Consider the following 25605-nt stretch of genomic DNA (forward strand, 5'->3'; position numbering starts at 1 on the left):
CGCTGGGATGGCGCAGGTTGGCTGACCGTCCTTTCCGGTTGGTTACTTACATAGGTTAATCTCGCCCAATGCTGGGAATTCACGAACTTTGGCTGTTTGTCCTGTCCGGGCTGCTGCTTAACGTCACGCCGGGGCCGGATACCGCTTATATCATCGGACGCACGATTCAGCTCGGATGGCGCGGCGGTGCCGCTGCGGCGATCGGTATCAGCTGCGGCTGCCTGGTCCATGTGCTGGGCGCGGCGATCGGGCTGTCGGCGCTGCTGATGGCGTCGTCGACCGCGTTCCTGGCCGTCAAGCTGATCGGCGCGGCCTATCTGGTGCTGACCGGCCTGCAGATGCTGCTGTCGCGCGCCAAGCCGATCGCCGAGATCGCGGGGCAGGCCGGCGAGACCTCGATCTCGCGCGTGTTCTGGCAGGGCGCCCTGACCAACATCCTCAACCCCAAGGTGGCGCTGTTCTTCCTGGCGTTCCTGCCGCAATTCGTGGCGGCGGACTCGGCCCACAAGACGCTCGCCTTCCTGGTGCTCGGGCTGATCTTCATCACCGGCGGCACGCTGTGGTGTCTTGGCCTCGCGGCCTTTGCGGCGAAGGCCGCCGGCCGCATTCGGCAATCGACCGGCGTGATCGCCTGGATCAACCGTTCGCTCGGCGCGCTGTTCATCTATCTCGGCGTCCGCGTCGCCATGCTGGAGGCGCGCTAGTCTCTTAGCCGTGGATCTTGAGCAGTGCGCTGCCGGCGAGATAGATGCCGAGCAGAATCATCGAGATCAGGAACCAGCGGCGGAACACGTCCGGTTGCATCCGCGTGCGGACGGCCTGGCCGATGAACATGCCGGTGAACGACGCCACCATCGCGACCGCACCCGGTAGTGCGGTGGCCGCCGTCAGCAGGCCCGAGGCCGTCAGGTTGAACGCGAGCGCCAGGGTCGCGGTGGTGAAGAAGACGCCGAGCGCCTGCACCAGCTCGTCCCTCTCCATGCCGATCGCCTGCATGAACGGCATCGAGGGAATGACCTGGACGCCGGTCGCCGCCGAGATCAGCCCGGTGATGACGCCGACGATGCCGCCGATCCATTTCTCATTGCGCCGCGCGACCTTGAAGTTGAATCTGCTGAGGCCAACGATCGCGTAGATCACCAGCAGCACGCCGAGCACGACGGTGCCGTAGGCGGCGTAAGGCCCGGTCAACAGCCCGGCATTGATCCAGATTCCGGCGACGGTGCCGAGCATCAGCGGCCACAGCCGCCTGAGGATGTCGCGCAGATAGGGGCCGACAAAGGTCTGCCAGATATTGGTGACGATCGCCGGCACGATCACGATCGCGATCGCCTGGCCCGGCGCCATCGTGGTCGCGAGCAGCCCCATCGCGACCGTCGGCAGGCCGAGGCCGAGCGTGCCCTTGACGAAACCGGCGAGCAGGAAGGCGAACGCGATGAAGATCAGGAGATGGTCGACCATGGCCGGACATTGACCGATCGACGCGATCGGCACAATCTGGAGGTTACGGAGTTAGCCTTCGGGATGCCCGAAGGAATGGGGCGGGACACGTCATGCGGTTCGACCTGATCGATTTGCAATTGTTCATCGCGGTTTCCGATGCGCGCAGCATCACGCAGGGCGCGGCGCGGGCGAACATGGCGCTAGCCTCGGCGAGCGAGCGAATCAAGGGCCTCGAGGAGGCGCTCGGCGTCGCGCTGCTCAAGCGCGGGCGCCGCGGCGTCGAATTGACCGCGGCAGGCGAGAGCCTGCTCGGCCACGCCCGCATCGTCATCCACAATGTCGAGGCGTTGCAAAGCGATCTTGCCGCCTATGCCAGCGGTGTCCGCGCCAACGTGCTGCTGCTCGCCAACACCTCGGGCCTGTCGGAGCATCTGCCGCGGGCGCTCGCAGCCTTCCTGCACGAACATCCCGATATCAGCGTCGATGTCGAGGAGCGCGAGAGCACCGATATCGCGACCGCGATCGCCAGCGGCGCCGCCGACCTCGGCTTCGCCGCGGAGCACGCGCTGCCCGACAGCGTGGAGCGCTTCCTGTTCAGCGAGGACCGCCTGATGCTGGTGGCGCCGCGCCGCAGCGATCTCGGCAACCGCCGCCAGATCGACTTCCAGGAGGTGGTCGGGCGCGATTTCGTCGGCCTCACGGCGACGTCCGCGTTGCAGGTCCATATTTCCCGCCACGCGGCAAAGCTCGGTGCGCGGCTGCGCTTTCGTGCCCGCCTGCGCGGCTTCGACGCCATCTGCCAGATGGTCGCCGCCGATGTCGGCGTCGCAGTGATCCCGGAAACCGCGGCGCGGCGCTGTGCGGCGTCGATGGCGATCACGACGATAAGGATCCGCGACGGCTGGGCCAACCGCCGGCTGACGATCTGCGCGCGCAGCTTCAAGGCGCTGCCGCGCGCCGCCAAGCAGCTCGTGGAATATTTGCGGTCCGAAGCGCAGCGCTGACATGCGAGGAGAGAGTGCAATGCTCAGGGTTTGGGGACGGCGCAGTTCGTTCAACGTACAGAAGGTGATGTGGCTGATCGGCGAGCTCGATCTGGCGCACCAGCACATCGATGCCGGCGGCGCGTTCGGCGGGCTCGATGCGCCGGACTTCCTGGCGATGAACCCGCACGGCCGCGTGCCAGTGATCAGAGATGACGCGACAACCGTCTGGGAATCCCACGCCATCCTGCGCTACCTCGCCGCGCGGCATGGGGCGGGGCGGTTCTGGTCCGACGATCCCGTCATAAGGGCGCGGGTCGATGGCTGGATGGACTGGTCGCAAACCGCGCTTCAGCCGGATTTTCTCGGCGGCGTGTTTTGGGGATTCTTCCGCACGCCGGAGGGCCAGCGCAATCGGCTGGCGATTGAGCGCGCTGGTCCGCTGCGAGCAGCATTTCGCCAAGCTCGAACGTCTCCTTGAGAATAATCCGTTCCTGCTCGGCGAGACGCTGTCGCTCGCGGACATCACCGCCGGAACCTCGCTCTATCGCTACTTCGAGCTCGAGATCACGCGCCCGCCGCTGCCGGCGGTCGAGCGCTGGTATCGGACGCTGCAACAGCGCCCGCCGTTTCGTAAGCACGTCATGATTCCGTTCGAGGAGCTGCGCGGCCGGCTCGACTATTAGAGCGTTTTCGAGCGAAGTGGGCACCGGTTCGCGTGAAGAAACGCGTCAAGACAAGAATCCAGAGCTTCGGTCCTGATTCAATCAGAACCGAAGCTCTAGATCCTACTTCGTCGTCACCACGCCGGCATCCTGGATCACCTTCGCCCATCGCTTGATGTCGGCGGCGATGAAGTCGCGGAAATGCTCCGGCGTGTCGCCGGCCAATGTCAGGCCTTGCTCGGCGAGTTTTGCCCTGACCGCCGGATCGGCCATCGCATCGGTGGCGAGTTTGTTCAGTCTTGCGACGATCGCCGGTGGCGTTCCGGCAGGCGCGACCATGCCGTACCAGTTCTCGATGATCAGGTCGGGCATGCCGACCTCCGTCGTGGTCGGTACGTCGGGCGCGGTCGGGGCGCGTTCGCGGCCGCCGAGCGCGATCGGCCGCAGCGAGCCGGCCTTGATCTGCGGCAGGATCACCGGCAGGTCGAGGAAGGTCATCTGCACCTGCTGACCCAGCAGATCGTTCACCGCCGGCGCGGCGCCGCGATACGGCACATGCACGATGTCGATCTTCGCCGTCAGCTTGAACAATTCGCAGGCCAGATGCGGCAGGCTGCCGGGGCCGGAGGAGGCGAAGTTGAGCTTGCCCGGCTGCGCCTTGGCGAGCGCGACCAGCTCGCTCATGTTGTTCGCCGGCACGTTGGTGGCGACGACCAGCATCTCGGGCACGGTCGCGACCAGCGTCACCGGCGCGAGATCCTTCAGCGTGTCGTAGGCGACTTTTTCCATGCTCGGGCTGATCGCCAATGCGCCGGCGCTCGCGATCGCAACCGTGTAGCCGTCGGGCGTGGCCTTCGCGACCGCGTCAGTGCCGAGCACGCCGCCCTGGCCGGCGCGATTGTCGACGATGATCGGCTGCTTCACCAGCTCCGACATCTTCTGCCCGATCACGCGCGCGATGATGTCGTTCGGCCCGCCGGGCGGGAACGGGACGATCAGCCGGATCGGCTTGGTCGGGAACTCCTGGGCCGAGGCCGCAATGGGCGCGAGAAGCAGGAGAACGGCTACCACCAGCCTGCCGCACATCGTCATGTCGCCCATCCCTGACTTTTCTCGTTGCCGTCAGGATGGGCGCAGATCAGGCGCCCGGCAACTCAAGAAAACGGGCGATGAGAAGCTCAGGCGTTAAGCAGCTTCATTGCGGCTTCGTGCACGCGCGGGTCGCCGGCTGCGATGATGCGGCCGCCGCCTTGCGCCGGCTTGCCGTCCCAGGTGGTGACGACGCCGCCGGCGCCGGTGACGATCGGGATCAGGCCGGCAATGTCATAGGGTTTCAGCTCGGTCTCGATCACGAGGTCGAGGTGGCCGGCCGCGAGCATGCAATAGGAGTAGCAGTCGCCGCCGTAGCGCGACAGGCGCGCCGCTTGCTCGACGCGGCCGAAGCGGGCGCGGTCATCCGGATTCATCAGAAGCGGGCTCGTGGTGAAGACCGTTGCCTCTTTCAGCGTGGCGCAGCGCCGCACCGAGAGCCGCCGCTCGCCCGACGGCCCGGAATAGTTCGCCGAGCCGTTGTCGCCCAGGAAACGCTCGCCGATATAGGGCTGGTGCATCATGCCGAATACCGGCGTACCTTTATGCAGCAGCGCGATCAGCGTGCCCCAGATCGGAAAGCCGGCGATGAAGGACTTCGTGCCGTCGATCGGGTCGAGCACCCAGACATAGTCGGCGTCCTGCCGCTCGTTGCCGAATTCCTCGCCGACGATGCCGTGCTGGGGGAAGTTCGCCTTGATGAGCCGCCGCATCACCGCCTCGGCGGCCCGGTCGGCCTCGGTGACCGGATCGAAATCGTTCGAGCTCTTGTTGTCGACCGAGAGCGAGGTGCGGAAGAAGGGCAGGATGGTTTCGCCGGATGCGGTCGCGAGGCGGCCGATGAAGGCGGTAAAGTCGATGACCGTCACGGCATGTCCCCGAAATGCGCAAACGACGCGGAAAGGATCGAATGCGCTCTTGCCTAGCTCAATCCAATGCGGCGCGCACGATTAACGGAGTGTTATCCCAGCCTGATGACCGGTTCCGGACTTTCGATTTGGCTTCGGATTCGAAAGCCGCCCTGCCTCCAGAGTGGATCACGAAGTCGCGAGTTCTGGTATACAAGCTATGCGCAAACCGCCATCCGATCGGAATTTCTTCTGTAAGATGTTGATATAGAATAATAAAAATTGCGGATCTGGATCTGTGACAAATTCGACAGCCTACTAACAAATACGCGGGAAATGTTTCGAAAGTTCTTGCGTTTTGTGCAGCGCGGTCGCATATTGTTGCGGTGCGGTAGCGCCTCGCGCTATCGCTGCCCTCCTTGGGCGTTTCCTCCCTAGACTTGGGCCGCTTGTTCATTCAAGCGGCCCTTTTTTCTTGGCCCTTCCTTGGCTCGACGTTTCCAGGCGTGAATGCGGAATCCAGTTTCGCATCCGGTCACGCCGCCAACTGAATTCCCGGTTCACGACTTCGTCGATCACCGCAGTCGATTCGAGGACGCCGCTACTCCGCCGCGGCCTGGAACGGCCCGAGATCACCGAACGGGATCTTTGCGAGCGCATCCGCGAGCGTCGCGAAGTCGGCTGCCACCTGGGCGAAGCGCGGTCCGCGCTCGCGGTGGCGCTCATCCATATAGACCGCGCGATTGAGCTCGATCTGCACGGTGTGCAGGCCGCTCGCCGGGTTGCCGTAATGCTCGGTGATGAAGCCGCCGGCATAGGGCTTGTTGCGGCCGATCGAATAGCCGAGCGAGCTCATGATCTCCTCGACCAGATCGGGCAGCAGCGGCGCGCAGCTCGTGCCGTAGCGGTCGCCGATCACGACGTCGGGCCGGCGCGGCTCGTCGCGCGACACGCCGACCGACGGCATCGAATGACAGTCGACCACGATCACGGCGCCGAACGCCTGGTGCGCCTTGTTGATCAGCCGGCGCAGCGCGCGGTGGTAGGGCTTGTAGAGCACCTCGATCCGCCGCAGCGCCTCGTCGACGTCGAGCCGTTCGCGGTAGATCTCCTGGCCGTCGCCGACCACGCGCGGGATGGTGCCGAGGCCGCCGGCCACCCGCATCGAGCGCGTGTTGGCAAAGCTTGGCAGCCGCCCGGTGAACATCCGCGGGTCGAGCTCATAGGGCTCGCGGTTCACGTCGACATAGGAGCGCGGGAAGTTGACCCGGACGATCGGAAAGCCGCGATCGCTCACGCCGGCGATCAACTCGTCCATGAAGCTGTCTTCGGAGCGGCGCAGCGACGCCACATCGATACGCGACGCTTCGAGGAATTCGGCAGGATAGACCGAGCCCGAATGCGGGGAATTGAAGATGATCGGCGCGCGCCAGGCCTGCGGCTCAACGATCTCGAACGGGGGCGACAACTCGCCAGCAAATTCGGTCATTCCCTTGGCGCCGTCCCTTGCGTCCGCCTCGCCCCGCAGGAACTGATTCTGCGGAAAAAGCGGAGATTTGTGGGCAGGCATTGTCGGTAATCGCGATCATTCTGCCAAGTGAAAAGAGTGTGGCACGCCCTGGAACGAGTCTTAAAGTCGGGACATGCCGCACCCGGTTGATTCGATGGCGTGTTGGGTCCAGAAATGCGTGGTGCGCATTTGCCGCTGGCTTGACGCAAATTTCACCCGAAATTTACCGTCTGTCGGGCTTACTGTTCGGACTGCTCCTCAAGCCGGATTCGACGATTCCTGCCATGCCGAAAATACTTCTCGCCGAAGACGACACTGATATGCGCCGCTTCCTGGTCAAGGCGCTCGAAAATGCGGGTTTCAAGGTCTCGCCGCACGACAACGGCATGTCGGCCTACCAGCGGCTGCGCGAGGAGCCGTTCGAAATGCTGCTGACCGACATCGTGATGCCCGAGATGGACGGCATCGAGCTGGCGCGCCGCGCCTCGGAACTCGATCCCGATATCAAGATCATGTTCATCACCGGCTTCGCCGCGGTGGCCCTCAATTCCGATTCGGAGGCGCCGAAAAACGCCAAGGTGCTGGCCAAGCCCGTGCACCTCAGGGAATTGGTTAGCGAAGTGAATAAGTTGCTGGCGGCCTGATTCGCCAAAAAACCTTCACTTTGTATCCTTGCCTGCCCCGCCGGTGTCCGTTATAGGGACCCGATCCAAACATGGCTTTGGGTGCGTAGCTCAGCGGGAGAGCACTACCTTGACATGGTAGGGGTCACAGGTTCGATCCCTGTCGCACCCACCACGCTTCGCCCTGACGGGCTTCGCGTGGCGCAGCCACGCCGGAGACCTTCAGAGCGAAGTGTGTCCGGCGTAGCTTGAACGTAGTGAAAGCGAAGACGGACGACGGCCGAAGCCCAGCGAGCGGAGGCAGGCCCTTGGCTACGAGCCACGGCTCGGCAAGCCGTGCTTTGCAATAGCGAGGCGACCGATTCAAGCTGTCAAACACCTGCTCGCTGTCATTCCCGCGAAAGGGGTGATCCAGCATTCCAGACACGCCGGTGCTTGAGCCGAGAGGCCGCGGCTCTCGCGATGTCGTCCCTGCGAAAGCAGGGACCCATACTCCGCGGCAGGCATTGTAGGCGGAACTCGTCGTTCCAGCATCGCGCAACAATTTGCATTTGGGGTTATGGATCCCGGCCTTCGCCGGGACGACAGTGAGCGCGTGGCGCTGTTCGTGAGTCCGCAGTCTCGCGACGTGAACCGCCCGAGTCCTGCGCTTCGTTCCGCCCTCTCACTAATGCAAACGTTCGGCCCGCTCGCCGCCCGGTGATGTCCCGTAGAATTACGCCCGCGCTACTACGCGTCGAATTTCGGCTCTGGTGCTGATACGCCGTGGCATCGCGTCGACCGATCGGCGCCTCCCGTTCCACTGGAAATCACCGTGCACACCGCGCTGAGCCTGCTTTCGATCTGGGTGCTGATCAACATGCTGTTCGTCGTGGTGATGACGCCGGCAGACGATTCGCGTCGGCCCGAACCCGGCGCGCGAGACTGATCTCGCGCCAACCCAACGACGACCTATCGCCAAAAGATCGCGGCCGCTCAGTGCGGCACGCCGCCGCCGCTCCAAGGTGAGGGCCGTGCCGGCGCGGCCGCGGCGCCGACCAGCGGACGCCGATTCCAGTCCAGCACGGAGTCGCTGTGCAACTGCTCGACGACCCACAGGAAATACACCGAGGCGGGAATGCCGATCAGGTCGAACACGAGCATCGCGCCGCTGCCGTGGGTCGTGGCATCGATCAGGTGGATCAGCGCGCAGCTGAAGAACACGCCCGTCAGGGCAGCTCCAGACAGCGACCACACGCCGGTCGCAAGATAGCGGCGCACCTGATGGTCACCCAGATACCAGCCGACCAGGCCGTAGGTCACGGTCACGAACACATTGGCAAAGAACGTGGCTGACGCAACGTCGATCCAGCTGCCCGGCGTCGTCACGCGCGCGGCAAGCTCGGCCGACGTGCAAAGGAACGGCACGTATGCACCGGGCTGGGCCATCGCCCAGGCCGAGAGCCAGCCCGCGGTGATCGCGAACCCGCCGACCAGCAACATCGCACGATGCGGCGAGAGGGCGATCAATCGCTCGCCCTGGCCGCCCAATATCGTTTCGAACCGCAGGAACACGAATGTTAGTCCCGCCGGCAGCCCGAGCAGGGTGACGGCGAGCATCGACCAGGACACGCTCTCGCCCTGCAGCACCTGAAAGCCATGCACCAGATGATGCGGGCCGCAGCTCGCAGCCATCATCGAAAATCCGATGCCGAAGCGAGACCAGCCGCGGTAACGATGCAGGCTGACCGTTTCCCAGGCCGACAACAGTCCGAGGCCTGCGTAGGCCAGCCCGATCGCCAGGTTGCTGAGGCCAATGACCAGATACATCATCGCGAGACCGTCGCCTTGGTGCCCATCGGGGCGCCGATGTGATCAAGAAATTCATCGATGAAATAGTGATGGCCGCGCCGTACCGGTCCTTCGACGGGCTGCGCCGCGTGCAGCGCGCGTCCCGAACTCGGATGCCAGAGCGCCTTGGTCAGCATCGGCGCGATCTGTTCGGCCGCGACCGGCCGCGAGAAGAAATAGCCCTGAGCGACGTCGCAGCCCATGCGGAGCAGCATGGCCGCCTGCTCGCTCCTCTCCACGCCCTCGGCGATGGTGTGCTTGCCCATCGCATAGGCCAGGCTCAGGATCGATGACACGATCGCAGTATCGCCCGGCTCGCTGCTGAGACCGTCGATGAAGCTGCGGTCGATCTTCAGGACTTCGGCCGGCATGTCGCGCAGGCGCGACAGCGATGAGTGTTCGGTCCCGAAATCGTCGATCGCGACAAACACGCCGAGCTGGCGGATCTGATCGAGAACCTGGACGACCTCCTCCGGCGCGCTCATCATCACGCTCTCGGTGATTTCGAGGCACAGGGCAGTCGGATCGACGTTGGTCGTGGCGAGAACCTGGCGGAGCTCCTCGATGAAGGTCGGCTCCGCGATCTCACGCGGCGACACGTTGACGGTCATGGCGAGCCGGCAGGCCGGCATCTGCCTCGTCCACTCGGCGAGCTGGCGACAGGATTCCTGCAGCACCTGCCGTCCGATCTTGACGATGAGCCCGCATTCCTCGGCGACGGGAATGAAGTCGGCGGGCGAGATGATGCCACGCTCGGGATGCCGCCAGCGCACCAGCGCCTCGACACCCACGACGCATCCGTCCTTGAGGCGGACCTGCGGCTGATACTCGACGAATAGCTGTGATTCGCGCAGCGCCGCCCGCAGATCGGATTCGATCTGGACGCGCTTCTCGGCGCGCGCATGCAGCTCGTCGTTGAACTCCGCCAATCGCGCCCGGCCACGGACCTTTGCTGCGTAGAGCGCGGTGTCCGCCTCGCGCAGCAACTGCTCGGCGCACTTCGTGCCGGGCTTGCAATGCGCGAGCCCCACGCTTGCCGAGACCACGACTTCCTTGCCGGAGAGCAGGATCGGCTCGGCCAGTGCGGCGAGGATCCGCCTGCCGAGCGCAGCTCCAGAAGAATCCGAGGCACGCGGATGCAGGACGACCATCTCGTCGCCGCCGAACCGGCTCGCGGTATCTTCAGGTCCAAGGCATGCAACGATGCGACGGGCCATCTCGGTCAGCACCTTGTCGCCGCTGCTATGGCCAAGTGAATCGTTGACGAGCTTGAAGTTGTCGAGATCGACGAACAGCACCGCGACCCGCGCGCCGTCATCGGCCTCGCGCGCCAGTTCACGATCCAGCCGTTCCAGCAGCAGGCTGCGTGTCGGAAGCCCGGTCAGCTGGTCATGCGCCGCCGTATGCATCAGGCGTGCAATCACGCCGCGTAGGCGCTCGACCTCCGAACTTGTCCCGGCCGACGAAGCGGCGGGATCATTCTCGACGCCAGAATGCAGTTCCCTGATCGTGGCCCCGAGCCGCATCGAAATATTGGGCCGCGGTCCAACCATCTCCTCGTCCCCACTACCACTAGAATATCCGGTGACGGTAGGCAGTCTGGAGTTTGCAAAAGGTTGCGTGAAGGTCGTCCGCGACTTTTGCGCGATAACGATTTGCAAGATGGTTACAAATCTACGATGGCGGCGCGGTCCATTTATTGAGACTTTCGTCGATGGTAAAACTAGCGGGTTCCGGCGCCTGGCTCGGAACAAGCATGTTCGGCCGATCGGCAACCCGAACGGTTCCGAGCACGCGCAGGCTCACGATGCCGTCGGCTGCGATGTTGCTGCCGCTGACGACGCCAGCGTCATGCCAGGCGAACCAGCGCGGGCATCTGCCATGCCCGCGCAATCGGCGAGCTTCTATCCGATCTCACCAACGATGCCAGCGATGATGCCAGCGGTGGTAGGGGCCGCCATAGTAGGCGTATGCCGGGCGCACCACGTGACGATAGCGGTAGCCGTAATAGGCCGGGCTGTACCCGCTATAATATGTCGTGGTGTAGCCGCCGCCCCAGCGATACGGCGCGTCGTAGCCGTAGTCGTAAGCGTAACCGGGCGCGTAGTAGGCGGGCGCGTAGTCATAGCCATAGCCGGGGTAGCCGTAGCCATAGCCGGGGTAGCCATAGGCTGACGAGGCGAGGCCGCCGACGACCGCGCCGGCAATCAATCCGCCTGCGAGCGCGGGACCCCATCCTCCCCACCCTCCGTGTCCCCACCGTGCTTCGGCGGGCGCTGGGGCTGCGATGGCGCCCACCCCAAGCGCGCCGACTGTTGCAAGAACAAGGGCTGTCTTCCTCATGGGATCCTCCTCGGGATGTCATTGCCCTGGTGTCAACGGGGGCAGGGAGCAATGGTTGCCAATCGCCGTGCGCCCGCGCGAACGCAACAATCGGTTCCTTGAGCGGGATCCTGTCGCAGTTCCCCGGTGCGAAATGTCGCGTCGCGCTTCTGTCTAGGAACGGCACGGGCGGCGACGCTGTTTCTTCACGAGGCAGGTTCATCGGTGAAGAGCGCACGCCTGTGCCGCACATCTCACCGGGCTTTGTTGGAAAGCGGCAGCGGCGGAGCGAGCGCCAGCCATTGGCATCAACCTTCGCGCAGCGAGTGGCCGCCAAATTTCAGGAGGAATCGGCAATGCAGAACCGAATCATGAAGAGCAAATTGCTGCTGACGACGGCCATCCTGTTCGCCGGCGTCAGTCTCGCATCGGCGCAAGGCATGCGCGAAGGCGCAGGCGGCGGCATGGGTGGTGGTGCGGGCGGCGCGGGTGCCGGTGCTAGCGAACACGGACCGTCCGCAGGATCATCAGGCGGACATGCCGGCGGCGCAATGCATGGAAGTCCCGGCGCGTCGCGAAGCGAAGGCATGACGGTCGGCCAGGGCGCAGGCGCAAGAGAAGGTGGCCGCGCTGAAGGTCGGGTCAGCGGCGGCGCAGCCGGACGCAGCGAACGCGTGCAGGGCCAGACCACCGGGCAAGCCCGCGAAAGCGGCCGGTTGCAGGAGAGAGGCGATCGACAGAGCGAGCGCAGTCAGGGCCGGCAAGAGCAGACCGTCGGCCAGGGCCGAAGCCAGCGCGAGCAGATGGGCCGATCTGAATCCCGCGAACGCAGCAACGCGACAACGCGGCAGAGCCAGCGGCAGGAGGACCGCGCCAACACCGCAAACCGCAGTCAAGGCACCACAACGGGCCAGGCGACGGGGCAAGGCAAGGGCGCGAGCGCAACGACCGGCCAGAGCACGAAAGCCGGCGCGAGCGCAACGACCAGCCCGAACACGAGAGCCGGCCAGACCACGGGCGCGGCCACCTCGCAGTCCGGCAAGGCGCAAGTCCAGGGTAACTCCGGCCAGACCACCGGGCAGGCCGGTGCAACCGCTGGGACGCAATCGAACGCCGCGGTTCAGACCGAGGCGGGGCGCACCGTGACCGCGCAACAGCAAAGCACGATCCAGCGCTCCGTGCTGTCTGCACGCAACGCGCCGCGCGTCGACGTCAACGCGATCCACTTCGCGGTCAATCCAGGCGTGGTGGTGCCCCGGAGGTTCAACGTCGTGTCGGTCGCCGCCTTCCCGGTGCTGATCGATGCGTTCCCGTATTATCGCGACGACAGCTTCTTCGTCGTCGAGGATGAAGTGGTGTTCCTCGATCGGGATCGCCGCGTGGTCGACGTGGTCCCGGTCGGACCGCGGACGCGCTTCAGCCACCATCGCAGCAGCAGCGAGAGCTATGCGATGATGGACCTCAATCCTCAAGAGATCCGCGAGGTGCAGCAGGTGCTTATCGACCGCGGCCTGCTGGTCGGTGAGGCTGACGGCGTGATGGGGACGCGGACCCGCGAGGCGTTGATCACGTTCCAGCGCCGGGAGGGCATCGCGACCAGCGGAAGCGTCGACACGCGCACGGTTGCCGCATTGGGCCTGTCGGACCGGATCGGCCAGGGTGCGGGGCGAGAGCCGTCGACGGTCGGCCGGGGCGGCGCAGGGCAGCAGCCCGCCGAGCAGAGCACGACCGGGCAAACGCGGGATGGACAAACGACGGGACAGGTGAACTCGCCGCAGAGCCAGTCATCATCCGGCCGGACCGGAAACGAGCCATCCGCTCGACAGCAGGCCCCGGAGCACAATACGACAGGACAGGTCGCGCCGCGGAGCCAGTCCACCGTTGGTCAGGGCGGCGCCAACCAGCCAGGTGCCGGCCGGGACAAGCAGTCCAGCCAACCTAACCAGAGCAGCAATCCGCCATCGTCCGGCGCAGGCCAGAGCACGCAGACGCCGGCGCAAAACTCCGACCGGAAATAGCATGTTCGGATCGGAAACAGGATGCTCGAGCAGGAGCCCCGCCGCACGGCGGGGCTCCTTTCTTGAGGCGTCCCTGCTTTCGCGCGTCGTGTGTCCAGCGGGAAAGTTCTTCGCAATGTGATGAGCCGTTGTGACCTTCGTCATCTCGACGTTCAGATGAGAATGCCGCAACGTGCGACAACATGTGCGCCTCGTGCAGCTCACGTGTGCCGTCCGCATGGATTGCATTCACGTTGCACGCGATGGAATGCCACATGATTAGGCAAATGTCCTTGGTCGCGGTCGCCGAGCAACCGGTGCGCGGGATGCTCGATGTGTCATGTACCGTGCTTAGCTCGCGCAGCTGTTGTGACATTCGTTTCGTCTCAGCGCGGAGATCGAGAAAATTTTCTGGACACTCCGCGATGACGCGTTGCCCGATCGCATCGCATGAAGGCAATTTTGGATTTCCGCACGACGCTCGTTGCCGTCCCTCTGGTTCTCCAACAGATTGTTATCTAGATCAGTCGAGCCGACTCGGTGGCGGAGCTACCGCTCCTGAATGCGGCAATGACGCGACAATGATGAATGCCATGTGTGAACACGACTGCCGCAGGAACCGTCGGCCCTATCAGGAGCGGCCGGCATAAGCGGGTGATGTCCGCATCCAGAAAATGCTGCTTCTTTGTCCGCCAGAAATTCGTCAGCCCGCCGGTGGCCGGCGACGCAACCTTGGGAATGCCCCCTCGTTGAGACGACGCTCGTCGTTCGCGACATCGGGGAACGAAAGTACATGCAACAAGACGACAACACGCCGGTGAGCGCAGCGAAGCTCCTGGAACAAGTTCCCTTGCCGCGCGAACCCCGAGACATCAGGGACATAGCCCCGGCGCCGCCGCGGCTTTTCACGACACGGCCCTATCCGCCGTCGGAGCAGTTCGAGGTCTGGAAGACGCGCATGGCCTCGCTGGTCGACGTGGCGCCGCCCGAGGGGCACAGTCCTGCGCAGGGCTTCGAGGTCGAATATCTGACCTGCAACATGGCCGATGTCGTCTTCACGTCAGGCCGATTTGCCGCGCAAACATTCGCGCGCGCGACCCAGCCGTCGCAGGGCACGCCGGTCGATATCTGGTGGCTGTTCCGGGTGCGCGCCGGCGAAGCCCGGTTCGAAACCGCGGAGCGGCAGATTCATGCCGGACCAGGCGCGCTGTTCCTGATCTCGCTCGATGACGATTTCCGCGGCAGCATCACGAATTATGATGGGCTGGTGATGGCATTGCCGCGCAGGTCGTTCGCAGGCGTGGCGGATCAGCTTGGCGAGATCAGCAACGTCCTCCTTTCGGGCAATCTCATCGAACTGTTGACCGACTACCTCGACCGACTCGAGACGCGCCTGATCCTGATGTCTCCGGACGAGTTGCGGCAGGCGGGGCGGGCGACCGCGCAGATGATCTCCGCCTGCATTCAGCTGTCCTCGGAACGGTTGGAGCAAGCGCGCGGTGCGATCGAGTCGGTGCTGTTCGAGCGTGCGCGTCTTTATATAGAGACGCATCTCGGCGACTTCGACCTGACGCCGGATCGAGTCGCGCAAAAGTTGAAAATATCACGATCGAACTTATACCGGGCATTCGAAAGCGTCGGCGGCGTAGCCGGCTACATCATGCGCAAGCGCCTGCACGCAGCGTATGCCGAACTCGTCGGCAGTCCCGACCGGCAGGTGCAGGAAGTCGCCTATCGCCATGGCTTCAAGCTGGCATCGGATTTCACGCGCGCGTTTCGCCGTGAGTTCGGCGTCAGCCCGCGCGAGATGCGCGAACACGCGCGCCGCACATCGAGCGCAAGTTGAGCTCCTGCTCGAATCATCCAGGAGCGCAGGCGTGGACGCGTGGCGTGCGCAGTGCACGGTGGGATTCATATGACACGTCCGCGCACCGTGTGCCTTAATGATCGTTCAACTTGTGAGACGATCTGCCATCTATTTGGACGGCCTGCTGAGTGACGTTGTCAATTATGTGTCTATCATTTTCCGTTATGACGACTCGGGGCAAATTGGTGGGGCAGTCGAGCGAGCGCTGGGTGGCAAGATGCGCTCGTTGAGTTCGGCACATCGTTCGCCAGGACCGGAAGACGGGCGCGGATCGCGCGCTCCTGAAGTCTCCATATGCGTGTCCGATGGGACCGCATGCGGTCTGCCGTGGCACGGCACCCCCGACGTCTGGACCAGATGTCATCAAAGGGGCGCACCATGTCTGCCGCACAGACTCCGACCGCATCGCTGAAGCGTCAAGGCCGCACCGGCTTCGTCCGGAGCTGGGTTGCCTCAGGCGACGCCGATAGCCGTTCGCTGCGGCGCCGGTTGCTCGCCGCGCTGCGTCTGGCGCATCGGACGCTCGGCATGAAGCGCGATCGGCTCGGGCTCGGGTCGCTCGGTGCGGGCGCAGTGCTTGCTGTGATCACGATGATGTCCCCGCAAGGCGCGTTCGCGCAGGTTGCCATCGGCAACGGGGTTTTGAGCAACCCCGCCAATTGCACCAGTCCCACTGCTGCCACTGCCGGTAGCACAGCGATGGGTTGTGGCGCCAACGCCTCCGGTGCCAACTCGACCGCCATTGGCACCGGCACCAACGCGAAGGGCCAGAACTCGCTGGCGATCGGCGATGCCAACACCGCAACCGGCGACGGTTCGATCATCGTGGGCTACGCCAACTCCGTGAACGGTCTTAACGCGATCGGGATGGGCGTCTTTGCGAATGCGGTCGGCACCAATGCCCTTGCCGTCGGCGGGAACGCGCATTCCACCGGGGACGGATCGAGCGCCTTCGGCGTCAACACCACGGCGAATGGCGCAGGCGCGACCGCCATCGGCAACGGCTCCAGCGCCACCGGCACCGGCGTCATGGCGCTGGGATTGGGCGCCGCTGCGTCATCATCAAACGGTGCGGCGATGGCTTTGGGATCGGGCGCCAGGGCAATCGCCGGGACCGGCGGCGGTTCCCCGATTGCCATCGGCGTGAATGCCAATGCGAGCGGGACCGCGCCCGCCGGCTTCACGTATGAGGCCGTTGCGCTCGGCACGGGTTCCACCGCGACCGGTCCGTGGTCGACCAGCGTCGGCCCGAGCTCATCCGCGACGGGGACCGGGGCCAGCGCGTTCGGAACATCGGCCGCGGCCACGGCAAACCAGGCCACCGCGGTCGGCAACGGCGCGAAAGCCTCCGCTGTTGGGGCCGCATCCATGGGATACCTCGCCAATGCGAGCGGCTCCAACGCCGCCGCCTTCGGCATCCAGTCCACCGCGTCGGGCACCAGTTCATTGGCGGCCGGCAACCTCTCCAGCGCGTCGGCCGATTTCGCCGTCGCCGTGGGTAACCAAGCGCAGGCGCAGGCGACCGGAGGTGCGGTTGCGGTCGGATCCGGCGCGATCGTCGGCAGCGCGGCGACCGGCGGCATTGCGGTCGGCAACAATGCGAGCTCCACCGGCGCCTCTGCTGCCGCCGTCGGCGTCGGGGCGGCCGCCTCAGGCGGGAATGCCTCTGCTTTCGGCCGCGCCGCCAATGCGAGTGGCGCGAACTCGCTCGCCGCCGGGTTCCAGTCGGCTGCTAGCGCCACCAGTGCGATCGCGCTCGGCAATGCTGCCGTCGCCAATTCCGCAAATGCCGTCGCCATTGGCACCAGCGCGACCGCGACCGGCGGGCAGGCCGTCTCGATCGGCGCGGGCAACGTCGCCAACGGCAACGGCGCGGTCGCGCTCGGCGATCCCAGCATCGCGACCGGTAATGGCGCGATCGCAAGCGGCCTCAACAACACCGCGACCGGCGACGGCACCGTCGCGATGGGCAACACCAACATGGTGGGCGGCGGCGGCCAGGCCGTGGGCACGCCTGGTACGGCGGCGCAAGGCGCGGTCGGCATCGGTTATCAGAACACGGTGACCGGCCAGGGGGCGGTGGCGATCGGTGACCGCAACATCGCCAACGGCGTGAGCGCCATCGCACTGGGTAGCCAGGCCAACGCCTCGGCCGCGAACGCGATTGCGTTCGGCGCCGGTGCGACCGCCGGCAATGCCGGCTCGGTTGCGCTCGGCTCCGGCAGCGTCACCGCCGCCGCCGTCGGCACGCCGAACACGGTGATCAACGGCACCACCTACAGCTTTGCCGGACCGACGGCATCCTCGACCGTCAGCGTCGGCGCGCTCGGCGCCGAGCGCACCATCACCAATGTCGCGGCAGGCCGGATCAGCAACTCCTCGACCGATGCGATCAACGGCTCGCAGCTCTGGGCCACCAACCAGGCGGTCGACGGCCTCGGCACCACTGTCAACAACATCAACAATGGCGGCGGCATCAAGTATTTCCACGCCAACTCGACGCTGGCCGATTCCTCGGCGACGGGGACCAACTCGGTTGCGATCGGACCGGTGTCGAACGCGAATGCCACCAACGCGGTGTCGATCGGCAACGGCGCGACTGCCGGCAATGCCGGCGCGGTCGCGCTCGGCTCCGGCAGCGTCACCGCCGTCGCGGTCAACACGCCGAACACGGTGATCAACGGCACCACATACGGCTTCGCCGGCACCACGCCGACCTCGACCGTCAGCGTCGGTGCGCTCGGCGCCGAGCGCACCATCACCAATGTCGCGGCGGGCCGGATCAGCAACTCCTCGACCGATGCGATCAACGGCTCGCAGCTCTGGGCCACCAACCAGGCCGTCGACGGCCTCGGCACCATTGTCAACAACATCAACAATGGCGGCGGCATCAAGTATTTCCACGCCAATTCGACGCTGGCCGATTCCTCCGCGACGGGGACCGACTCGGTTGCGATCGGACCGGTGTCGAACGCGAGTGCCACCAGCGCGGTGTCGATCGGCAACGGCGCGACTGCCGGCAATGCTGGCGCGGTCGCGCTCGGCTCCGGCAGCGTCACCGCCGCCGCCATCAACACACCGAATGCCATCGTCAACGGCATCACGTATGGGAACTTCGCCGGCACCACGCCCGGGTCCACGATCAGCGTCGGCTCGCTCGGCGCCGAGCGCACCATCACCAACGTGGCGGCAGGCCGGGTCACGCAGACCTCGACCGATGCGATCAACGGCTCGCAGCTCTACAGCGTCGCCAATACGCTCTCGGGCCAGATCGCCGCCGGCGCCATCCACGACTACAGCGTCAACAGCACGACGCCTGGAACGGACACCAACTACAACAACGCCGGAGCCACCGGCGCCAACGCGCTCGCGGCCGGCGTCAGTGCGAGTGCCGCCGGCACGAGCAGTGTTGCAGTCGGCACCGGCGCCGCGGCACGGGCATCATCCGACACGGCACTCGGTTCGGGCGCGCTTGCCGCGTCGCTCAGCAATCAGCCGCTGACCGGGGCGATTGCCGTCGGTGCCGGGCAGGCCACGAATGATGGCGCCATCGCGATCGGCGACGCCTTCGGCGGCGGTCCGAAGGCATCCGGTCGCGATTCGATTGCTCTCGGCACTCAGACCACCGCGTCAGGCTCTGCATCCACCGCCGTTGGCGCCAATGCGACGGCATCGGGCATCAGCTCCTTTGCCGGTGGTACGTCCGCGACGGCCAGCCAGGCCAATTCGATCGCACTCGGTGCGCTCGCGAATGCTGGTGCGCAAGCCGGCGACGTCGCCCTCGGCTCGGGTTCGGTGACGGCAACGGTGGTCCGCACGTCGGGTATCACGATCGGCACCACCAACTACGCTTTCGCCGGCACCAATCCCCTTTCGACGGTCAGCGTCGGCACGGTCGGCAATGAACGCACCATCACCAATGTCGCGGCGGGACGGATCAGCAACGGCTCGACCGATGCGATCAACGGTTCGCAGCTGTTTGCCGCCACCTCGGCGATCGACAGCCTGTCGACCGTCGTCAACAACGGCCTGACGCATTATTACGGCGTCAACGACGGCGGCACCCAGCAGGCCAACTACAACAACAACGGCGCGACCGGCGTCAACTCGATGGCGGCGGGCGTCGCCGCGTCGGCGACGGCGGCGAACTCCACCGCGCTCGGCTTCAACACCCAGGCCACCGTCGCCGACGGCGTCGCGATCGGCTCGGGATCGATCTCCAACCGTGCGCTCGCGCCGGCTTCCGGCATCATCGGCGGCACCGTCATCCCCTACAACACCACCGACCTCACGCTGCTCGGCGCGGTGTCGGTCGGCAATGCGACGAGCTATCGGCAGATCACCAACGTGGCCGACGGCACCCAGTCGAGCGACGCCGTCACCGTGCGGCAGCTGACCGGCGCGCTGTCGTCGTTCGCGACCACGACGACGAAATACTTCCACGCCAACTCGACGCTGGCGGACTCGCTCGCGATCGGCAACAACTCGGTCGCGGTGGGACCGCAGACCGTGGTCAATGGCGACAACGGCATCGGCATGGGATTTGGCGCCACCGTGGCGCAGACCGCGCCCGGCGGCATCGCGATCGGCCAGAATTCGGTGTCCAACTTCGCCGATTCGATCGCGTTCGGAACCAATGCGCAGGCGAGCGGCATCCAGTCGGTGTCGATCGGCGCCGGAGCCCAGACCACCAACCCGACCAGCGTCGCGCTCGGTCCGAATGCCAAGGCGACGGCGCAGGCCGGCGACGTTGCACTCGGCGCCAATTCGACCACCTCCACGGTGGTCAAGACCGCCAGCACCACGATCGCCGGCACCACCTACAATTTCGCCGGCACCAATCCGACGTCGACTGTCAGCGTCGGCAGCGCCGGTGCGGAGCGCACCATCACCAACGTCGCCGCGGGCCAGATCACCGCGACCTCGACGGACGCGATCAACGGCTCACAGCTGTGGGCCACCAATGTGTCGCTCAGCAATCTCTACAACACCGTCAGCAACATCAGCACCGGCGGTGGCGGCGTGAAATATTTCCACGCCAATTCGACGGCGGCGGATTCCATTGCGGCGGGTGCGGAGAGTGTCGCGATCGGGCCGAAGTCGGTCGCGAGCGGCGCCAATGCGATCTCGATGGGCAACGGCTCGGCCGCATCGGGCGACAATTCGGTCGCGATCGGCGCCGGCGCCAAGGCGACAGCGGCCAACTCGCTGGCGCTCGGTGCGAATGCCACCACTACGGCCAATCTGAACGATGCTGCCTATACGCCGGTCGTCGGCAAGAGCGTCGCCGGGGTTGCGACCGGCGAAGTGTCGGTCGGCTCGTCCGGGGCCGAGCGCCGCGTCACCAATGTCGCCGCGGGCTCGGCCGCGACGGATGCGGTCAACGTCAGCCAGCTGCAGGCGGTTGCGTCGAGCTCGATCCGCTACGACACCGATGCCGCCGGCAACGCCACCAACAGGGTGACGCTGAACAGCGGCAGCAGCGGGCCGGTGACCATCAGCAACGTGGCGGCGGGCGTCGCCGGCACCGATGCGGTCAACGTCAACCAGCTCAACAGCGCGTTCCAGCAGCTCAACGGCCAGATCGGCGAGGTGCGGCAGGACGCGTGGCGCGCGGCGGCGATCGGCATGGCGGCGGCATCGCTGCGCTATGACGACCGGCCCGGCAAGATCAGCGCATCGGCCGGCGGCGGCGTCTGGCGCAGCCAGGGCGCGCTCGCCTTCGGCATCGGCTACACCAGCGAGAACGGCCGGCTGCGCACCAACGCGGCGGCGACCACCGCAGGCGGCGATTGGGGTGTCAGCGCGGGCTTGAGCCTGACGCTCAATTGACCCTGATGGCGACGAGGCGGCTGGCGTGCCTGGCTTTGGCAATCTGGCTCGGCGAGGCGGCGGGCGCGGATGCGCAAGGCGCGCCGCCGTCCGCCTACACCGTCAAGCCGTCCGACGTCATGGTGCCGGACGGCGAGACGCTTGGCGAGTTCAGGCGGATGATCCAGCCGTTCAAGAACTGGACCCTGATCTGCGACGAGAGCCTGAAATCGAAGCGCCGGGTCTGCAATGTCACGCAGTCGATCGTCAACGCCCAGGGCGCGGTCGCCTTCAACTGGTCGCTGATTGCGACCGCCGACGGCAAACCGCTGATGGCGATGCGGATCCCCGCGGCCGCCGGGGTCGGCGCGCAGATCGAGCTCGCGATGGGCGATAGTCCGGACCGTATCGTCGCGCAGACCGATCGCTGCGACGCCAATTTCTGCTTTGCCACGATTGCGATCGGCAACGTGCTGAAGCGGCATATCCGCGCGGCGACGCCGTGCCTCGTGTCCTATCCGCTTCCGCAGGGCGGACCGATCACGCTGGAGGCGCCGCTGGACGGACTGTCCGGCGTGCTGGCGAAACTCAAATGAAGCGAGGTCGGACATGCGGATGTGGAATTCCGGCATCCGGCTCAAAACTGAAGTGCGAAGTGAAAAGGAAGAATGGTCGATGCGGCGCACCCTTGGATTGATCTTTGTTGCGGTCGTCGTGGCCGCGCTCGGTGCCGCCGGCGTCGTGGTCTACGCGCAGCAGGCGCAGCCGATACCATTGCAGCCGGCTGCACCGGCTCCGGCCAAGAAGCCCGCCGCCGCTGCCAAGCCGCCGCCGCACAAGTCGCGTGCGCAGGAGGCGCAGACGCCACCCTCTGCAGCAGCATCCGTTCAGCCGCAGCAGGCGGGACAGCAGCCGACCGTGTTCGACGAGCACGCCCGGCAGGGCAACATCGTGACCTGCGCCAACCTGTTCGGGACACTCGGCCGCGGTCTTGCGATGAATTCCAACTACACCGCGCAGTCGCAATGGGACGCCAAGGCCGGCAATTCGCATTCGGTGCAGTCGCTGGTCGCGCTCGCACCGAACCAGGCCCCGCAGGCCAATCAAGCGCCGCAAGGCAACCAAGCCCCGCAGGGCAATACGGCCCAGCAGGCCGCCGGGATCGTGTTTGCTGCGCCGGTTGGATCGGCCTGCGAAGGCAATCTGGTGCGGGTGACGCCGCGGACCGAGAACTGCTCGACGGTTGCCGCCGAACTCGCCAAGCTCAACGGGCAAAGCGGCGCGCTCGGCGAACTCGCGACGGTCGCGCTGTCGAACGGCGCGCAGGTGGTGCTGATCCCGTTCGGCAATGCCTGCGTCGCCGTGACCGCGCTGCGGGTCGCGGGGTAACGTGGCCGCTCGAGCGCGGTGCCGATGGTCGGCCTGCTCGGCACCGATCAGGGACTTTTGCCGCCATCGACGGTGCTGCTGCCGCTACCCGTGATCAGGCGCGCCGCTGTTCCCTGCATCAGCTCGCTGACATCTTGGCGATCAGCCGATAAAGGGCTGGATTTCCGCCGCCGGATCGTCAATTCTGATTTGGAACTTACCATCCGTGCCAAACGCGGAGGAGATGTCCCATGGAGGAAGCGCGTCCGGAGCGGTTTGTCCGCCACGTCGGCGGTGAACTGGTGTCTTCCGTCATTGCGCGGTCGAAGCCGATCAGGGTCGAGCTGCTCAGCCGAACCTCGCGGCCCCGCATGAACTGGCACTTCCGCCAGCCCGAGTTGACCCTGTTCTGGTTCCGCAACGGCTGCTCGCGCCTGCGGGCCAGGATCAACGGCCGGCCCGTCGAGTACGATTTTTCCGAGGCGGCAAATCTCGCGCTGTTTCCCGCCGGCACCGAGATCGAGGGTGAATGGTCGGTCGGGCCCGCATTCGACTATGTCGTCGTGTTCCTCGATCCAACGTTCGTGCAGAGCCGCCTGAACGGCGTGATCGAACGGCCGGCGATTGCGTTCGGCCACGCCCAGCTCTGCCGCGGCCTCGCCGAACTCAGCGAGGAGGCCGCAACGCCCGACAATCTGTTCGACCTGTTCGCCGAAGGCTGGGCCAGCCAGGCGCTGGCCCATATGGCGCGGTTGTCGCGTGGAGCGGAGGCTCCGAAGCCGCCGAGCCGCGGCGGATTGCCGGCGCTGAAGCTGCGCAGGATCGAGGAGTTCGTCCGCGCAAACCTCGGCGAGACGATTTCGCTGTCGGCGCTGTCGGATGTCGCCGGCCTGAGCAAGCGGCATTTCCTGCGCGCCTTCCAGGAGAGCACGGGCACCAGCCCGCATCGCTACGTGCTCGGCCTGCGCATCGCATCGGCCAAGCGCCGCCTCGGCGACACCGACGAGAGCCTGACCAGCATCGCGCTGGCCTCGGGCTTCAGCCACGCCCAGCATTTCTCGTCGGCGTTCCGGCAGGCCACGGGCATGAGCCCGTCGGCGTTCCGGCAGCAGCGCCGGGCCTGAGTTTCGGCGCTTTTTTGCAAGTCGCGGCGGTTTCCCGCAAGCGGCTGTGGCTGCGCCGTCGTAAGCCGGGGTTGCGCTCAAGAATGGGTCGCGTCCGCGCATCGGAGAAGGAAACAACGCATGTCAGGGCCATTGGCGGGAGTTCGCGTACTTGATCTGACCGGCGTCGTCTCGGGCCCGTTCGCGACGATGTTTCTGGCCGATCAGGGCGCGGATGTCCTGAAGGTCGAGCCGATCGGCGGCGACATCACCCGCCGCAGCCGGGCCAATGTCGACAAGACCGGCGAATTCTCGGCGCTGTTCATCTCGTCGAACCGCGGCAAGCGCTCGCTCTCGATCGACATGAAGACCGATGCCGGACGCGACGTGCTGGGCAAGCTGGTCTTGCAAGCCGACGTGCTGGTGCAGAATTTCCGGCCTGGTACGATGGAACGTCTCGGGCTCGCTCCGGACGAGGTGCGCAAGAAGAACCCGCGGCTGATCTATGTCTCGATCAGCGGCGTCGGCGAAGACGGGCCCTATGCCAAGAAGCGCGTCTATGACCCCATCGTGCAAGCGCTGTCGGGCTTCTGCGACGTGCAGGCACAGCCCGTCACCAACCGCCCGCAGATGATCCGCACCATCGTCGCCGACAAGACGACGGCGGTCTATGCCGCGCAGGCGATCACGGCGGCACTGTATGTCCGCGAGAAATCCGGCCGCGGGCAGCACATCCAGGTGGCGATGCTCGACGCGATGATCGCCTATCTCTGGCCGGAAAGCATGATGCAATACACCGTGGTCGGCCGCGAGCAGACCGCGTCGGATCCGAACGATCGTCCCGATCTCGTGTTCCAGACTTCGGACGGCTATCTCACCTGCGGGACGATCTCCGATTCCGAATGGCAGGGCTTCTGCAAGGCGACCGGCGATCCCGCGCTTGCCGCCGATGAACGCTTCGCGACGCCGGCGTCGCGCTCGGTCAATGCGACGGCACGCATCAACAAGATGCAGGACTATATCGGCAAGCACACCACCGCCGAATGGCTGGCGCGGCTCGATGCGGCCGACGTGCCATGCGCGCCGATCCTGCGGCGCGGCGAGATCATCGCCAACGAGCAGGTGGTGGCCCGCGGGCTGATCGCCGAGCTGGAGCAGCCCGGCGTCGGCACCGTGCGGCAACCGAAGCCCGCGGCGCGGTTCGAGGTCGATGCCGCCGCGATCGGCGGCCCGGCTCCGCGCATCGGCCAGCACACCAGGCAGGTGCTGCGCGACCTCGGTTACGGCGACGCCGCCATCGAAGCGATGATCGCGCAGAAGGCCGTGCGCGCGGTCTGAACGGCCGCGCCGCGCAACGTCAGCATTGTCGAACTGAAGAACCGCCGTCGGTGGGAGATATCCTATGGCCGAGACGAACAAGACCGCCTTGCTGGTTGGCGCGGGCGATGCGATCGGGGCCGCGGTCGCGCGGCGGTTCGCCGCCGGCGGCTACTCCGTCTGCATCGCGCGGCGCGATCCGGCGAAATCGGGCGCGCTGATGGAGGAACTGACCGGCGCCGGACGCAAGGTGCATGCATTCGCCGTCGACGCGCGGCGCGAGACCGAGGTGCAGGAGCTGTGCGAGCGGGTCGAACGCGAGATCGGGCCGATCGAGGTCTGCCTGTTCAATGCCGGCTCGAACGTGAAGAAAGACCTGCACGAGACCAGCGAAAAGCTGTTCTTCAAGGCCTGGGAGCTCGCCTGCTTCGCCGGCTTCCTGGTCGGACGCGAGGCGACGCGGCACATGCTGCGGCACGGTCGCGGCACCATGCTGTTCACCGGTGCGACGGCGAGCGTGCGCGGCGGCAGCGGCTTTGCCGCCTTTGCGTCCGCGAAGTTCGGCTTGCGCGCGGTCGCCCAGGCGATGGCGCGCGAGCTCGGGCCGAAGAACGTTCATGTCGCCCATCTCCTGATCGATGCCGGCGTCGATAGCCCGGCCATTCACCAGCGGATGGCCGACAGGGGCATCGACGCGTCGGAGATCGCGCCGGATTCCCTGACGAAGACATCCTCGATCGCCGAGGCCTACTGGTTCGTCCACCAGCAAAGCCGCGACGGTTGGAGCCATGAAATCGATCTGCGGCCATCGGTCGAGAAATGGTGATGC

At 65.8% G+C, this 25605-nt stretch carries 20 protein-coding genes and 1 tRNA gene; 14 read left to right on the top strand and 7 right to left on the bottom strand.

Annotated features, from left to right (window positions below):
- Positions 1-68 precede the first annotated feature (68 nt).
- Complete coding sequence (locus FBZ93_RS14940) at positions 69-704, top strand: LysE family translocator (RefSeq protein ID WP_146986706.1); 636 nt, start codon at positions 69-71, stop codon at positions 702-704.
- 4 nt (positions 705-708) lie between these two features.
- Here FBZ93_RS14940 and FBZ93_RS14945 read toward each other — a convergent pair whose 3' ends face one another.
- Entirely contained in the window at positions 709-1461 is a 753-nt protein-coding gene (locus tag FBZ93_RS14945) for a sulfite exporter TauE/SafE family protein (RefSeq protein ID WP_146986707.1), read from the bottom strand.
- Positions 1462-1553: 92 nt separating this feature from the next.
- On the opposite strand from FBZ93_RS14945, the gene FBZ93_RS14950 reads away from it, so the two are divergent.
- The 3 genes from FBZ93_RS14950 (at position 1554) to FBZ93_RS41325 (ending at position 3112) form a co-directional block, all read left to right on the top strand.
- Positions 1554-2447, top strand: a complete 894-nt coding sequence (locus tag FBZ93_RS14950) for a LysR family transcriptional regulator (RefSeq protein WP_074131862.1) — start codon at positions 1554-1556, stop codon at positions 2445-2447.
- Between the two features lie 67 nt (positions 2448-2514).
- Complete coding sequence (locus tag FBZ93_RS41320) at positions 2515-2907, top strand: glutathione S-transferase family protein (protein ID WP_246667491.1); 393 nt, start codon at positions 2515-2517, stop codon at positions 2905-2907.
- Entirely contained in the window at positions 2852-3112 is a 261-nt protein-coding gene (locus tag FBZ93_RS41325; RefSeq protein WP_246667492.1) for a glutathione S-transferase C-terminal domain-containing protein, read from the top strand. Before FBZ93_RS41320 ends, FBZ93_RS41325 begins: the two co-directional genes overlap by 56 nt.
- 102 nt (positions 3113-3214) lie before the next feature.
- Here the strand turns inward: FBZ93_RS41325 and FBZ93_RS14960 are convergent, their stop codons facing one another.
- The 3 genes from FBZ93_RS14960 to FBZ93_RS14970 form a co-directional block, all read right to left on the bottom strand.
- Positions 3215-4192, bottom strand: a complete 978-nt coding sequence (locus tag FBZ93_RS14960; RefSeq protein WP_167529051.1) for a Bug family tripartite tricarboxylate transporter substrate binding protein — start codon at positions 4190-4192, stop codon at positions 3215-3217.
- Positions 4193-4269: 77 nt separating this feature from the next.
- Positions 4270-5049, bottom strand: coding sequence for a histidinol-phosphatase (hisN, locus tag FBZ93_RS14965; protein WP_074131865.1), 780 nt, complete (start codon positions 5047-5049; stop codon positions 4270-4272).
- 580 nt (positions 5050-5629) lie between these two features.
- Positions 5630-6517, bottom strand: coding sequence for an N-formylglutamate amidohydrolase (locus tag FBZ93_RS14970; protein WP_146986708.1), 888 nt, complete (start codon positions 6515-6517; stop codon positions 5630-5632).
- Between the two features lie 305 nt (positions 6518-6822).
- Here FBZ93_RS14970 and cpdR point away from each other — a divergent pair, with 305 nt between their 5' ends.
- Both cpdR and FBZ93_RS14980 read left to right on the top strand, forming a co-directional pair.
- Complete coding sequence (gene cpdR, locus FBZ93_RS14975) at positions 6823-7182, top strand: cell cycle two-component system response regulator CpdR (RefSeq protein WP_016843340.1); 360 nt, start codon at positions 6823-6825, stop codon at positions 7180-7182.
- A 79-nt stretch (positions 7183-7261) separates the two neighbouring features.
- Positions 7262-7336 (top strand) — tRNA-Val (locus FBZ93_RS14980).
- Between the two features lie 800 nt (positions 7337-8136).
- Here the strand turns inward: FBZ93_RS14980 and FBZ93_RS14985 are convergent.
- From FBZ93_RS14985 to FBZ93_RS14995, 3 genes are all read right to left on the bottom strand, one after another.
- Positions 8137-8973, bottom strand: coding sequence for a hypothetical protein (locus FBZ93_RS14985; RefSeq protein WP_146986709.1), 837 nt, complete (start codon positions 8971-8973; stop codon positions 8137-8139).
- Entirely contained in the window at positions 8970-10544 is a 1575-nt protein-coding gene (locus FBZ93_RS14990; protein WP_146986710.1) for a putative bifunctional diguanylate cyclase/phosphodiesterase, read from the bottom strand. Before FBZ93_RS14990 ends, FBZ93_RS14985 begins: the two co-directional genes overlap by 4 nt.
- 361 nt (positions 10545-10905) lie before the next feature.
- On the bottom strand, positions 10906-11334 hold the full coding sequence (locus FBZ93_RS14995) for a hypothetical protein (protein WP_146986711.1): 429 nt from the start codon (positions 11332-11334) through the stop codon (positions 10906-10908).
- 335 nt (positions 11335-11669) lie between these two features.
- Between FBZ93_RS14995 and FBZ93_RS15000 the strand changes: the two genes are divergently transcribed.
- From FBZ93_RS15000 to FBZ93_RS15035, 8 genes are all read left to right on the top strand, one after another.
- Entirely contained in the window at positions 11670-13331 is a 1662-nt protein-coding gene (locus tag FBZ93_RS15000; protein WP_246667493.1) for a peptidoglycan-binding protein, read from the top strand.
- A 772-nt stretch (positions 13332-14103) separates the two neighbouring features.
- On the top strand, positions 14104-15156 hold the full coding sequence (locus tag FBZ93_RS15005; protein ID WP_146986712.1) for a helix-turn-helix domain-containing protein: 1053 nt from the start codon (positions 14104-14106) through the stop codon (positions 15154-15156).
- Between the two features lie 399 nt (positions 15157-15555).
- Positions 15556-21009 (top strand): beta strand repeat-containing protein, encoded by a 5454-nt coding sequence (locus tag FBZ93_RS15010; protein ID WP_146986713.1) that lies wholly within the window; start codon positions 15556-15558, stop codon positions 21007-21009.
- Positions 21010-21014: 5 nt separating this feature from the next.
- Positions 21015-21584 (top strand): invasion associated locus B family protein, encoded by a 570-nt coding sequence (locus FBZ93_RS15015; protein ID WP_146986714.1) that lies wholly within the window; start codon positions 21015-21017, stop codon positions 21582-21584.
- A 79-nt stretch (positions 21585-21663) separates the two neighbouring features.
- Entirely contained in the window at positions 21664-22377 is a 714-nt protein-coding gene (locus FBZ93_RS15020; protein ID WP_146986715.1) for a hypothetical protein, read from the top strand.
- Between the two features lie 230 nt (positions 22378-22607).
- Positions 22608-23480 carry an AraC family transcriptional regulator gene (locus tag FBZ93_RS15025; protein ID WP_146986716.1) on the top strand — a complete coding sequence of 291 codons (873 nt, stop codon included), beginning with the start codon at positions 22608-22610 and terminating at the stop codon, positions 23478-23480.
- A 120-nt stretch (positions 23481-23600) separates the two neighbouring features.
- Positions 23601-24797: a CaiB/BaiF CoA transferase family protein gene (locus FBZ93_RS15030; protein ID WP_146986717.1), complete on the top strand. Its 1197-nt coding sequence runs from the start codon at positions 23601-23603 to the stop codon at positions 24795-24797.
- A gap of 64 nt (positions 24798-24861) precedes the next feature.
- The gene (locus FBZ93_RS15035) at positions 24862-25602 is read left to right on the top strand and encodes an SDR family NAD(P)-dependent oxidoreductase (RefSeq protein ID WP_146986718.1); all 741 of its coding nucleotides are present in this window, start codon (positions 24862-24864) and stop codon (positions 25600-25602) included.
- Positions 25603-25605: the final 3 nt, after the last annotated feature.

Source organism: Bradyrhizobium macuxiense, assembly GCF_007993935.1.
GTDB lineage: Bacteria > Pseudomonadota > Alphaproteobacteria > Rhizobiales > Xanthobacteraceae > Bradyrhizobium > Bradyrhizobium macuxiense_A.

Excerpts from the sequence above, each read along its gene's own strand:
- FBZ93_RS14995 (WP_146986711.1), bottom strand. The coding sequence starts at position 11,334 with ATGAGGAAGACAGCCCTTGTTCTTGCAACAGTCGGCGCGCTTGGGGTG.
- FBZ93_RS15005 (WP_146986712.1), top strand. The coding sequence starts at position 14,104 with ATGCAACAAGACGACAACACGCCGGTGAGCGCAGCGAAGCTCCTGGAA.
- FBZ93_RS15010 (WP_146986713.1), top strand. The coding sequence starts at position 15,556 with ATGTCTGCCGCACAGACTCCGACCGCATCGCTGAAGCGTCAAGGCCGC.
- FBZ93_RS15000 (WP_246667493.1), top strand. The coding sequence starts at position 11,670 with ATGCAGAACCGAATCATGAAGAGCAAATTGCTGCTGACGACGGCCATC.
- FBZ93_RS15025 (WP_146986716.1), top strand. The coding sequence starts at position 22,608 with ATGGAGGAAGCGCGTCCGGAGCGGTTTGTCCGCCACGTCGGCGGTGAA.
- FBZ93_RS15035 (WP_146986718.1), top strand. The coding sequence starts at position 24,862 with ATGGCCGAGACGAACAAGACCGCCTTGCTGGTTGGCGCGGGCGATGCG.
- FBZ93_RS14985 (WP_146986709.1), bottom strand. The coding sequence starts at position 8,973 with ATGATGTATCTGGTCATTGGCCTCAGCAACCTGGCGATCGGGCTGGCC.
- FBZ93_RS14950 (WP_074131862.1), top strand. The coding sequence starts at position 1,554 with ATGCGGTTCGACCTGATCGATTTGCAATTGTTCATCGCGGTTTCCGAT.
- FBZ93_RS15015 (WP_146986714.1), top strand. The coding sequence starts at position 21,015 with ATGGCGACGAGGCGGCTGGCGTGCCTGGCTTTGGCAATCTGGCTCGGC.
- FBZ93_RS14960 (WP_167529051.1), bottom strand. The coding sequence starts at position 4,192 with ATGGGCGACATGACGATGTGCGGCAGGCTGGTGGTAGCCGTTCTCCTG.
- FBZ93_RS15030 (WP_146986717.1), top strand. The coding sequence starts at position 23,601 with ATGTCAGGGCCATTGGCGGGAGTTCGCGTACTTGATCTGACCGGCGTC.
- FBZ93_RS14990 (WP_146986710.1), bottom strand. The coding sequence starts at position 10,544 with ATGGTTGGACCGCGGCCCAATATTTCGATGCGGCTCGGGGCCACGATC.
- cpdR (WP_016843340.1), top strand. The coding sequence starts at position 6,823 with ATGCCGAAAATACTTCTCGCCGAAGACGACACTGATATGCGCCGCTTC.
- FBZ93_RS15020 (WP_146986715.1), top strand. The coding sequence starts at position 21,664 with ATGCGGCGCACCCTTGGATTGATCTTTGTTGCGGTCGTCGTGGCCGCG.
- FBZ93_RS41320 (WP_246667491.1), top strand. The coding sequence starts at position 2,515 with ATGTGGCTGATCGGCGAGCTCGATCTGGCGCACCAGCACATCGATGCC.
- FBZ93_RS14945 (WP_146986707.1), bottom strand. The coding sequence starts at position 1,461 with ATGGTCGACCATCTCCTGATCTTCATCGCGTTCGCCTTCCTGCTCGCC.
- FBZ93_RS14970 (WP_146986708.1), bottom strand. The coding sequence starts at position 6,517 with ATGACCGAATTTGCTGGCGAGTTGTCGCCCCCGTTCGAGATCGTTGAG.
- FBZ93_RS14940 (WP_146986706.1), top strand. The coding sequence starts at position 69 with ATGCTGGGAATTCACGAACTTTGGCTGTTTGTCCTGTCCGGGCTGCTG.